This is a genomic window from Peribacillus muralis (genome assembly GCF_001439925.1).
Taxonomy (GTDB): domain Bacteria; phylum Bacillota; class Bacilli; order Bacillales; family DSM-1321; genus Peribacillus; species Peribacillus muralis.
In genome coordinates this window covers 23,012-35,211 of the sequence record NZ_LMBV01000032.1, presented here as the reverse complement: position 1 = coordinate 35,211, position 12,200 = coordinate 23,012, and the positions used below count along the sequence as shown (strand labels likewise).

Here is a 12,200-nt window from a genome sequence, read left to right as displayed (position 1 = left end):
CAGCCGGCTGGTCTTTTTTTGTGTATAATCATGACGAAATGAAGGGAAGGTAGCTGCTAATCCGGCCTAGACCCAGCGTAATTCAACCTATAGCGTTCTACATGCCAATTAAGCGTTTTATTAACATTCATGTTTATAGTGGTTGAATTGGGTATGAAACTGGCACGATTTTATGTCTTTAAGATATTAAACATAAAGTTATTGCTTTATAGTCATCAAAGACTGCTAGTATTTCAAATACCTTATTAAAAGGATCCTTGATCGGTGTACACGATGGAGACCGCATTTGATACGGTTACCATGCACGTCCATCAATCATTTTGGAACATGGGGGTTGGAGAACTGATTCTTTGTACCGTCTCTGAAAGAACACAGAATCTGATATATACAATGGTTATTGCGGTCAGGAAATGGCCAGGAGTGAATAAATGCATGGAACGCTATAAAAGGGGAGGTAGCTGTTAGTTTTTAATGACGAAATACTATGTAGAATAAGATGGGGTATACTATAAATGAAGTATGTTTTGATATAAGAACAATTGCTTTATACCTCTTTATATCTAATCATATAGAGATGAAGACATATGGACAGAATCCTTCGTTTCTGTAGGGATATATGTTAAACTTAACTTAGTTCTGAAACTGTCATTGGGGGAATAGCCGATGGATACCTCTGCTAAAGATGAAATGATTTTTTCGTTTGCTGAATGGTTGAAAGACCAAGGCAAATCAGATAATACGATTAAAACGTATACTGGTGTTCTTTCACAGTTTTGTGACCAGACACAAAAGATATTGTTGGAGGTTCATTCTGAAGAAGTTCAGGATTATCTGGATTATTTAGAAAATTGCAAGAAAAGTCCAGGGACAATTGAAAAACACTATATCGCTCTTAATGTATTCTTTAAATTTTTAGGTAAACCACAAATAATGCTGTCTGTTGAGCGTAAGGTTAAAGAGAACAAGCATGAGGTACCTGAAACTTTGAGTATAAAAGAGCAGGAAATCCTGCTAAGGGATATAGAAGCAGAGGGAAATCTAAGGAACATCGCCATCGTGTACCTGTTGCTGCATACCGGAATCCGTGTTTCGGAATTGTGTGACATAAACGGCTCTGACGTCATTTTGGAAAAAGAGCGAAATTATATTTTGGTCAGGAATGCAAAAGGTGAAATCGATAGAACCGTTCCCCTTACACAATCGGTTATACAGCATGTGAAAAATTATCTACATTCGTTAAAGGATAAAGCAGATCCTTTGTTCCTTTCAAGTTATAATCAAAGGATCACCCCAAGGTCGGTTCAATATATCCTAAAAAAATACAATGTGCATCCACATAAATTGCGTCATACATTTTGCCAAAGGTTAGTGGATAATGGAGTAGATATTCAAACGATATCCAAGCTTGCCGGTCATAAAGATTTAAATGTGACAAAGCGTTATTTAAAGGAAAAATCGTTGGATTTGGAACATGCGATTGATCAAACGTTCACTAAACACTAATTCATAGTAAGTAAAAAGGAAGGATCGGTCTTTCCTTTTTTTTGTGTGCATAAATTGCTGAGTGCGTACGGTCATTTTTGTGCCGGCAGGAGTGGAGCGTGAGGCGCTACTCGTGGGGTTGGGAAGGAGTAAACAGCCCGCTCGGAAGCAACCCGGTTCATTCGCTCGCTGCGGGCGTATTTCTTATATAGGTTATAAAAAACCCCTGTAGGGACGTCACTTTTGTTAAGTGCCTTCTACAGGGGTCTGTTTTTTTAGGAATCTTTATTTAACTGCTTTTTTCTTCTTTTTTCCTATTTTCATGATTACTTCATAAACTACCGGTACGATGACAAGTGTCAGCAATGTAGAGCTCACTAGTCCGCCGATAACGGTAATTCCCAAGCCTTGTGAGATCAGGCCGCTGCCTTCTGCGCCTATGGCCAATGGTATTAAAGCACCAATCGTAGCAAGGGCAGTCATCAAGATTGGACGTAAACGGGTAGAGCCCGCCTCGAGCAGCGCCTCGCGTGTAGGTAAGCCGGATTCTTCATTTTTGATTACCCGGTCCACCAATACGATAGCGTTGGTTACAACGATACCGATAAGCATGAGCACACCCATCATCGCGGAAACGCTGATGGTCTCACCGGCAATGAATAAGCCTACTAGCGCTCCGATTACCGTGAATGGTAAGGAGAATAGGATGGCAATTGGTGCTAACCCGCCATGGAAAGTGACGACAAGGACAAAGTAAACGATGGCGATGGCTGCCAACATAGCGATACCAAGCTGAGTGAATGATTCTTGGATATCTTCGGTTACTCCGCCATAGTCTACAGTGACACTTGCTGGGAGGTCTAATTTATCAACTTCTTTTTGTACGTCTTTAGTTACTGCTGCAACATCATCCGATTTGATAGTTGCAGAAACGTCGGCGTAAATTTTTCCGTCGCGTCGGCTTATCGTATCGGATGCCTTGCCTTCCTCAATTTTGACAACATCTTTTAAAGGAACTTCCATTCCCATTGGAGAAGTGATTTTCGTATTCTCGAGATCTTTTTTATCTTCGAATGTCTTTTCTTCTGTCTCTACATATACTTTGACTTCTTCTCCATCTTTCATGATTGTGGTTAGAGCGTCATCTTTGTTTGTATTTGCTATCGACATGCCAACTTGTGCGGCTGTTAGGCCAAGTTCACTAAGTTTCTTCTGGTCTGTCACGAGCGTGTATTGTTCATATGCATCGGAAAGACTGGAATCGACATCTTTCAATTGTTTATTTTTTGTCATGATATTTTGAATATCATCAATTACCGGTTCTATGTCTTTTTGTGTATTTCCATAGACGTAGAGAGTCGTTTGGTTGCTTGAGGTGGAAGTGAATTCTTGTTGCTTCCACGTTCCAGGTGAGTCAAGACTGGTTAAATGTTTAATGATCTTTTCTTTCTTTTCCCCGAAGTTTTCGGTATCTTCATCATAAATTACATAGAAGAGGGCCGAGTTACTGTTGCCGCCCATCATGCCACTCATCATGTTTTCACCGATAGTGTATTGGACTGTCTTCACATCATCTTTGTCCATTAGGTACTTTTCTACTTTTTCCGTTTCCTTTTCAATATCCTCTTTTAATTCGCCAGGGGCTGGGGTATAAGTTACGATAATCTGCTTCTCTTCATCTGCAGGCATGAAGCTGACACCTATGCTTGGAATGAGGAATAAGCTACCGACTAATAATAATATTGCGGTTCCGAATGTGATCAACTTATGGCTTAATGACCAATTCAGTGCCCTGCGGTAAAACCCAGATAGCTTGCTTGGCTTTTCTTCATGTGATTTCAATTCTTTTTCGGAAAGGCCGTTTTTAAATAATGAGTCTGCCATGGCCGGTACGAGAGTGATGGCAATGATTAATGATGCGACCAATGCAAACACCATCGTTAAAGCGAATGGCATGAATAGTTCGCCAACAGGTCCTGTAACGCTTGCCAACGGCAGGTAAACGGCTACAGTTACGATCGTTGATGAAAGGATAGGGATGAACATTTCCTTAGTGGCGGAACGAATTAATTCGCCGCCTTTTAATTGTTCCCCTTTTAAGGCCATTCTTCGGTAAATATTTTCAATGACCACTATTGAGTCATCGACGACTCGGCCAATGGCAACGGTCATGGCCCCTAGTGTCATTACATTCAATGAGATATCCAATTGTTTGAGCACCAAAAGGGCTGCCAATAAGGATAATGGAATCGATATGACTGAAATTAGGGTCGTTTTAACGTTTCTTAGGAAAAGCATGATCACGATGATGGCAAAAAGACAGCCGAAAATGGCCTTGCTAATCATGGTTTCGACAGAATCCTTAATCGGTTTGGCTTGATCAAGCGTAGTATGTACGCTTACGCCATTAAATTCATCTTTAAACTTCGAAACCTGGTCTTGCACTTCTTCGACGATCGCGACTGTATCGGCATCAGGGGATCTTGTAACCTGTATTCCAATTGATTCGCTGCCATTCGTCTTCGAAATAGACTCAGCTTTACCTATGATTTTCACGTCGGCAATGTCCGATAATTTGACACTTTGCATTTGGGTAGCATTTGGTGCCATTTCAGGAGTGGCTGGCTTGGTTTGTGCCGCTGCTTGTCCTGGTGCTCCTGTTTGAGAGCCGCCCGTTAAAGGTATTTTGATGTTTTTCAAGTCTTTTAACGTGGAGATGTTTCCATCGACCACAATTGTTTTTTCTTTATCGTCAAAATTATATAAGCCAAGTGGCATGTTGACGTTTGCGGCTTGAATGACCTTTTTTACATCTTCTTCATTGAGTCCGTATTGAGCCATTTTAGCTTGATCGAATTCAAGGCTTCCCTCATTAACTTGTTGACCGGAAATCGTTACGGATGTTACCCCGTCAATTCCTTCAAGTTTAGGAACTAATACTTCTTCAACATTTTTTGTCAAAGCAGGCAAATCAGAATCCTTATCGGTTACACTAAGTGCGGCAACCGGAAAAGCATTTAATTCTAATTTGGAAACGCTTGGATCGTCGACGCCCTCTGGCAGTTCAAGCTTCTCCAATGCTTCTTTCACATCTTTTACAGCGTCGTCCATATCTGTGTCATAATCATATTGTAATTGAACGGAAGAAACATTGGCCATGGAAGACGAACTGACCAATTCGACTCCTGACAAATTGGTGACTTTTTGTTCAATTTGGTCTGTGAGTTTATCTGCAACTTCTTCAGGTGCAGCTCCGGGATAAACGGTGGAAATGCTTATTAAAGGGGTGGAGATATTTGGAATGGTTTCTTGTTTCATGTTTAAACCGGAATATAAACCTGCTGCTACGATGATGATTGTAAGCAACCAGATTGCCAGTTTATTCTTTAAAGAAAATTTAATGATCGAATTCAAGCTCTTTACCCTCCATACATAATATTGTGACTAACTGGTCATAGACTCAAATATAAAGCATATCAATTGCGATTGCAACAGAATGTAATCCTCAGTCATATCGTTGTGATTTCAAAGGTTTTAAGATACAATGTGGTTGAAGTGACCGAATGGTCATATGTGGACAATATTTAGAGGATAGGATGAATCTGATGAATGAAAAACATAAAATGATTATAGATAAATCGGTAGAGCTTTTCTCGGAGAAGGGCTACCATTCAACCTCCGTTCAAGAAATCGTTGAAAAGTGCGGGATAGCAAAGGGGTCTTTTTATAATTATTTTAAATCGAAGGAAGAGTTGCTTGTATCCATTTTTAAACACTTCTATGAAGCATTGATGGACTCGCTTCTCGACTTGGAGCTGGATGCTTCCATATCTAATAAAGAGAAGTTTTTAAGGCAAATCTCCGTCCAAATTGAGCATATGACGGGTAATACCAATTTGATAAAAATGCTGATGCAGGAACAAATGTTTCATATCAGTAAAGAATTGGATCAGTTCTTACATTATATACATGAAGAAGGCCTGATTTGGAACAAACGTAAAATCATGGAATTATACCCGGAACTACCTGCGGAATTCTTGCCGGACTGCACAATTATGCTGGATTCCCTTTTCAAAGGATATATGAGCATTCTCATGAGGAAGAAAGATGCTTTTGAAGTGGAGTTATTTCCTAACTTCTTCTTGAATAGACTGAATTCGCTAATCGCTAGCCTACAAAACATGGAAGACCCGCTATTGAAGCAATTCCCTTTACCTACATGCACTTTGCAGGATCTGGACACAGAAGAGGAAATCCATTTGATCATCACAAAGCTGTTGGAAGTGGAAACCCGCAATGAAGAAGGAAAGGAAACGAGTAAGAATACGAAAGCTTTGAGGGCGATTCAAGAAGAGCTCTCAAAAAATAAGCCAAGTCCGATAATTTTAGAGAGCCTTGTTTTATTTTTGGACAAAAGCGAAAAGAAGACCCCTTTATATTCAAAGTTTATCTTATCTATGAAGGAATATTTAACAAATATATAAATGGTTTCAAAAAGGGGACAACGTCTCCTTTTTATTTGCCACAAAAGTCACGATTGAGTTTAAATGATACGGATTAGGAAAAAGTATATGTAGTGAATAGTCGTTTTTTACATTATTAGTATTGGGGGGATAAGAACATGAGATGGAAAAAAGGGATGTTGATTTATAATGAGAATGCGGGGAAGCACAAATTGGCAAAAAACCTCGAAGGGTGTCTTCCGGTTATCGCCCCGCATATTGATGAGTTTCTTATTCTGCAAACCAAGGAAAAAGGCGATGCATTCCGTTTCTGCTTGGACTATGGTGAAGACATGGATGTGGTTTTCGTATTAGGTGGAGATGGTACAGTCCATGAGTGTGTAAATGGCCTATCGCCACTGACGAAGCGACCGTTGTTCGGGATTTTACCTGGAGGGACGTGCAATGATTTTTCGAGGACATTGAACATCCCCCAAAATGTTCGTCAAGCTGCGGATGCTCTTGTTAATGGAAAGGTCCGCCCCATTGACATAGGGAAGGCTAATGACGCGTACTTTTCTAATTTTTGGGGAATTGGCCTTATTTCCGATACCTCGAACAATATAGATGATCAGGAAAAAAACCAGTTCGGAAAGATAGGTTACTTATTGAGTGCTATTAGAACGATTGGCGATAAAGCCGCCTTCCCCTTTAAAGTTGAATATGACGGGAAACATATAGAAGGGGAAGCGATCATGATCCTGGTCATGAATGGGTCATTCATCGGGACCAATTCATTGCCTTTTCCGATGCTGAATCCAGATGACGGAAGAGTTGGCGTTGCCATATTGGAAAATGCAAGCCTTAGTACTTTTTTGGAAATAATAACGATGAAACGTACATGGACTGAAGATCCGGGCTCGGATTCGGGAGTGACTTATGTACAGGCGAGTAATGTCACCATTGAAACGGAGGCGCCGCTTAGCGTGGATATGGATGGAGAAAATTATAGCCAGACTCCCGCGAGCATTAAAGTGCTTGAGCATCATTTATCGGTATTGACCCCCCGTTAGAGAAGCAGGGAAGTTTATGGTTGATTATGTTGTTTTTGATTTATTGATTCCTTATATCTGCAATTGTTTCCAAAATAAGATAAAATATAAGAAGAAACATCAATTTTTGCAGGGGGAACACATATGGTTTACCAGGTAAGATTGTTAAAGGGGATTTTTGAGCCTTATAGGTGTCGTTATCAGCTGCAAAATGCTGAAGCGGTCACCCGGTTTGGAAGTAAATTGCTATTGTTATATTTTCTAAGTCTTATCGTATTCACTGTGGCTGGGTATTTTGGCATTGGTTCTGAATCTTTTTCCAAACATATTTCGACGATGAGTGTAACTGAATTCGAGACGGGAAAACTGTTAATCATGGGCGGCAATATGATTGTTGGCCTAATCTACCCTTCTTTATACATATTTTTAGCATCTCTATACTTTTGGATTGTCGCGGATATCCCTTACTTAAAGTTAGTTGTTGTTCAAATGACCCTATTTTGTTTGCTGTTATTGGAAAAGGTCTTGCTGATCCCTCTTTTCATTTTGCTGGATATAGGCAATGATGGTAATCCTTTTTCTTTCGGAGTTATAAGTCAGCATTTTCTCAGTAGTGATTACTTTATACACGTTTTCAGTGAAATCTCCATTTTTCAATTTTTCATTATTTTCCTGCAATATTTTTATTTAAAGGGATTTTCAGAACGAAATAAGTATTTCATTTTCTTAATGATAGGTCTATTTTATTTGGCTACTTGGTTTGTTAAAGCCTTTTTGGCATACATCCATGTGGGAGTATTCGTATAAGGCGGGTGAAGGGAATTGAAGGGGAAATGGAAAGTAACCGCGGTCTCCGTTGCGTCGGTCGTTTTGATAGCCGTTAACTTATACCTTATTGAAAAGAAAGAAAGCAAGGTGGAACGAACCGTTTTCGTGGAAAACTGGACAAAGGTAAAAAAAGATACCATTACGGCTACCATTCAAACAAAAGCTGTAGTGAAACCTGCAGAAGTGCATGATATATACTTCGATGCGAAGAATAACGACTTTCGGAAATTCCTCGTAAAAGAGGGCGATGAAGTTGCCGCTGGGTCGTCATTATTTGAATATACGACAACGGAACTTGACGCACTAAAAGCGAATTTAACAGCGGAGAAGACAGCTGTTGAAGGAGAGGTTTCAGGGATTGACCAATACGTAGCGAAGTTAAGGGCATATCAAGGGAATTTGGAGCGTGATCCTTCTAAAGCGGTCATAGATGACTCCATAGAACAAAAGTTGAACATTGATATAACAACGAGCTCCTCGGACCTTATAAAAAGTAACATAGAGCAAGAAATGTACAAGCAAGAGCTCGAAAAAAACCGCTTGAACGAAAAAGTGAAGATGTTAAGTGCCCAATTAAGTTCAATCGAGACACAGGCCAACTCAATAGAAACGACAACTGAGGCTGGCGGAATTGTTAAGAATATCAATAAAAACCTTAATAACCCCATTATATCCATCGCTTCAGCAAATATGGGAATTGAAGGGGATTTCTCCGAAAGTGAGATGAAAAAGGCTGAAGTGGGTATGACTATAAAGGCAACCGCCCCTGATTTAAAACAGGAATTGAAAGGGAAAATAAGCCGTATCCATTCTTATCCTGCAGAAGAACCGACGTTAAAGAACGATAACAGGTTTCCGTTTCAAGCCATGATCGAATCCGAAGGCGGAGAAGCGGAGCCATTGATGGTGGGGTCCAAGGTCGATCTTTCCGTAATAACCAACCAAAAAGCGGGTGTGCCATCCATCCCTGTAGGTGCTGTTCATCAAACTAAAAAACCGCATGTGTATAAATTGACGAAAAAAGGCTATGTAGATAAACACTACGCTACATTGGGGCTTAAAGCAGAAGGAAAGCAGGAACTTATAAAAGGACCGGCGGTGGGTGATTTCATTGTAATGGAGCCGAAGATGGTGTCTAAAAACCATTCTCATTTTATTACGCCCGTTCATTTTGAAAAAGTGAAGACTGATACCTTAAAGAAATTCACCACTAGGGAGAAGGTAAGGTATTTGCTGCTTGGCATTCTTGAAAAATAAGATGAAGGAAGGGGTTTGATTGATATATCTGTATAATTAAATTAGGTGAAATTAAGAGCCGGAATTAAAGTTGAAACGTATATAATACTGAATTTTCAGACACATTAAAACATTTTTTATACGTTTGACAAGAATAAATATTTACAGATTAACATTTTTAGTATAATATTTTATTATAAGTTAACTCGCTTAATCTTATTCAAGAACGGGGGACCCAATTTTGTGGATTCTTTCCGCTAGGGGTGAATTCAGAGATGAAAGGGCATTTTGTGTTTCCAATCCTAACCCGACAGCTAACCTCGTCAGCGTCTTCAAGGGAACATGTGTGAATATTCACGCCAATAAGAAAATGACACATGAAGTGTCTTTTTTTTCGGCGTAAAGATAGAGTTTTTCAAAAAAAGAAAAATTACTTTCTTTCTATTAGTATCTGTTTCCCTTACCGAGACAAATGTTTTTACATCAAAGACTTTATGGAAGGTGAGGAAAGTAAATGAAAAAATTTAAATTAAGTTTAGCAAGCCAGATTTTCATTGGTTTAATTCTAGGGATAATCGTGGGAGCCATTTTTTATGGTAATGCGACAGCCCAAAACTTCTTACAGCCATTCGGGGACATTTTCCTAAGAATGATTAAGATGATTGTTGTGCCAATCATTGTATCAAGCTTGATCGTTGCAGTTGCCGGCGTAGGTGACTTGAAAGCGGTAGGTAAACTTGGCGCTAAATCATTGTCATACTTTGTAGTGGTAACCCTTACAGCGATTGCTGTTGGTCTAATTTCAGCTAATATCATCCAGCCAGGTGCTGGTGTGAATATGAATAATCTGGAACAGACGGATATTTCCACTTATGTGGATACAGCAGAAACGAAGCAGCATGAATCATTTGTAGACACACTCGTACACATTGTACCGTCCAATCCAGTTAAAGCGATGGTAGAAGGCGATATGCTTGCGATCATTTTCTTCTCCGTGTTATTTGGACTTAGTATCGCAGCTATTGGTGAAAAAGGTAAACCCGTTTTCCGTTTCTTCCAAGGTACAGCTGAAGGAATGTTCTACTTAACCAATATGGTCATGAAATTCGCTCCAATTGGGGTATTTGCCCTAATAGGTGTGACCATTTCCAAGTTCGGTTTGGAATCTTTAATTCCTTTAGGCAAATTAGCTCTTTCTGTATACGGAACAATGATTTTCTTTGTAATCGTCGTTCTTGGCCTTATTGCAAAATTTGTAGGTTTCAATATCTTTACGTTAATTAAACTCCTTAAAGAGGAATTGATTCTTGCATTCTCAACAGCAAGTTCAGAAGCTGTTCTTCCGAAAATCATGGAGAAAATGGAGAAAGCGGGATGTCCGAAGCATATTGCTACATTCGTTATCCCGACTGGATATTCATTTAACCTTGATGGCTCTACATTATATCAAGCGTTAGCAGCTATCTTCATCGCTCAAATGTATGGAATTGATTTGAGTGTGTATGAGCAAATTACGCTAATGCTAGTGCTAATGATTACATCTAAGGGAATTGCTGGTGTGCCAGGTGTCTCCTTCGTCGTTCTTTTAGCTACATTAGGAACAGTTGGAATTCCAGTTGAAGGTTTAGCATTCATTGCTGGTATCGACCGTATTCTTGATATGGGACGTACAGTAGTTAATGTTATCGGTAATTCACTAGCTGCAATCGTTATCTCTAAATGGGAAGGTCAATTCAACCCTCCTTCCGCAGAAGAGTTAAAACAAGTTTCTTAATACCGAAAATCCAGAGTGATAAGTCACTCTGGATTTTTTTTAATGTAAAACACGATTTCGTCAATCCGCTGAACATGTATGACATCCTCACATCTCTGAGACCGTTGATAGATATTTAAGAGGTTACGGAAAGCCTTGCTTACCTTCTGCCCTTCCCGTTCCCGTCCTTTTTCCGGTTTGCCCTCGGCTCGATTCTTTTGTGCTCCGCTTCCTGATTTCATTTTTCTATAATGTGGATATATAAATGTGTCGAGTTTGTTCATTATATAAGAGGTGAAGGTGCAGTGCGTTTTTCCGTTTATTTCGAGAGGATAAATAATCTCGGTTATATAACCTACGTCAAAACCAAAAAGTTTGATAAAATAACAGTATTGATTAATGCTCGGAGGGGGTCAGGTTATGAAGAACGATAGCGATGATATACTATATATGCATATGCAGGCATCCGAGCGGTTTGTCCTTTTTAATGGACTAAATTTTCGGGAATTTGCTTATTCCCTGCCATCTGCCCTGGATTCCATCTTATTATTGAAACATCAATTCGATGGTGGGGAATACAATTTGAATGTGCTGCTAGAGAGCGCATCATCCGAGACCATTGCCAAGCTTCTTAAAGAAAATGTCCGCGCTTATGGCGATTTCTGCTGGATTGACTTTGAAGAAGCGGAAGGGCTGGATGAACTGGACGGAAGTGAGTTGGCTGAGCTCTTATATTTAGGACATACCAAAACACATTTGCAGCCTCCTTTTTTTCGTAAATTGAATAATCAATATGTGTATCTCGCTCAGGACGACGGATGGTTTAATAAGGTTTATTTTCGATCTCTTTCGACATGTTATTTGATGCTGGGCAATCTTATACCGCTCAAGCTGGAGCTGCTAAAAGTAGAGCGGACGTGGTTCGGAATCCGAAAGAGAAAAGAGTTGACGGCCATCCCGTTAGAGGTCATTTCTACATTGGTACCGATACTTGCAGAGGGCGTTGTTTTTTCGTTTCGCGATGTTAAGTACTCAAGAGCGAAAATAGAGATACCCATCTGGGTCGTTGGGGATTATTTGAACATGGATGAAATGCAGGAAGATTTCTTGGAACGGAATAATGATGACCCAGATATATTCGTCATCTTCAGCAGGAAGGAAAAAACATGGGATTGCGTCATCAAAAATGACTCCTACACTTGAATTTTTCAACTCCTTTATAGACGTCCATCTTCTATAGATCAAAAACCTTGGAATTTCAGGAGTAAGACGTACTATCTCATGCATAAAAGATAAGAGGGTAGTTCGTGAGCGGCACTTAGAAATCATTGGGCACCAATGAAGGAAGTTTCGCTTTCCCCAGCATTAACAGGCTGTAAGGTATCGATGGAAATGAAGGTTTATGGT

The 12,200-nt window shown here is 39.8% G+C and carries 8 protein-coding genes and 1 riboswitch; of the genes, 7 read left to right on the top strand and 1 reads right to left on the bottom strand.

Annotation, left to right across the window (positions count from 1 at the left end; translation table 11 throughout):
- Window positions 1-663: 663 nt before the first annotated feature.
- Complete coding sequence (locus tag ASU00_RS22150; protein ID WP_057915625.1) at window positions 664-1,503, top strand: tyrosine-type recombinase/integrase; 840 nt, start codon at window positions 664-666, stop codon at window positions 1,501-1,503.
- Window positions 1,504-1,767: 264 nt separating this feature from the next.
- Here ASU00_RS22150 and ASU00_RS22145 read toward each other — a convergent pair whose 3' ends face one another.
- Window positions 1,768-4,896, bottom strand: a complete 3,129-nt coding sequence (locus tag ASU00_RS22145; RefSeq protein ID WP_057915624.1) for an efflux RND transporter permease subunit — start codon at window positions 4,894-4,896, stop codon at window positions 1,768-1,770.
- A gap of 191 nt (window positions 4,897-5,087) precedes the next feature.
- On the opposite strand from ASU00_RS22145, the gene ASU00_RS22140 reads away from it, so the two are divergent.
- The 6 genes from ASU00_RS22140 to ASU00_RS22110 all read left to right on the top strand — a co-directional run bounded on the left by ASU00_RS22140 (window position 5,088) and on the right by ASU00_RS22110 (window position 11,996).
- Window positions 5,088-5,966 carry a TetR/AcrR family transcriptional regulator gene (locus ASU00_RS22140; protein WP_057915623.1) on the top strand — a complete coding sequence of 293 codons (879 nt, stop codon included), beginning with the start codon at window positions 5,088-5,090 and terminating at the stop codon, window positions 5,964-5,966.
- 137 nt (window positions 5,967-6,103) lie between these two features.
- Window positions 6,104-6,997, top strand: a complete 894-nt coding sequence (locus tag ASU00_RS22135; RefSeq protein ID WP_057915622.1) for a diacylglycerol/lipid kinase family protein — start codon at window positions 6,104-6,106, stop codon at window positions 6,995-6,997.
- A gap of 123 nt (window positions 6,998-7,120) precedes the next feature.
- The gene (locus ASU00_RS22130; protein ID WP_057915621.1) at window positions 7,121-7,783 is read left to right on the top strand and encodes a hypothetical protein; all 663 of its coding nucleotides are present in this window, start codon (window positions 7,121-7,123) and stop codon (window positions 7,781-7,783) included.
- Between the two features lie 15 nt (window positions 7,784-7,798).
- Window positions 7,799-9,061, top strand: coding sequence for an efflux RND transporter periplasmic adaptor subunit (locus ASU00_RS22125; protein ID WP_057915620.1), 1,263 nt, complete (start codon window positions 7,799-7,801; stop codon window positions 9,059-9,061).
- Window positions 9,062-9,237: 176 nt separating this feature from the next.
- Window positions 9,238-9,384, top strand: a riboswitch (cyclic di-AMP (ydaO/yuaA leader).
- Window positions 9,385-9,554: 170 nt separating this feature from the next.
- Window positions 9,555-10,814, top strand: coding sequence for a cation:dicarboxylate symporter family transporter (locus tag ASU00_RS22120; protein WP_057915619.1), 1,260 nt, complete (start codon window positions 9,555-9,557; stop codon window positions 10,812-10,814).
- Window positions 10,815-11,213: 399 nt separating this feature from the next.
- Window positions 11,214-11,996, top strand: coding sequence for a hypothetical protein (locus ASU00_RS22110; RefSeq protein ID WP_057915617.1), 783 nt, complete (start codon window positions 11,214-11,216; stop codon window positions 11,994-11,996).
- Window positions 11,997-12,200 lie beyond the last annotated feature (204 nt).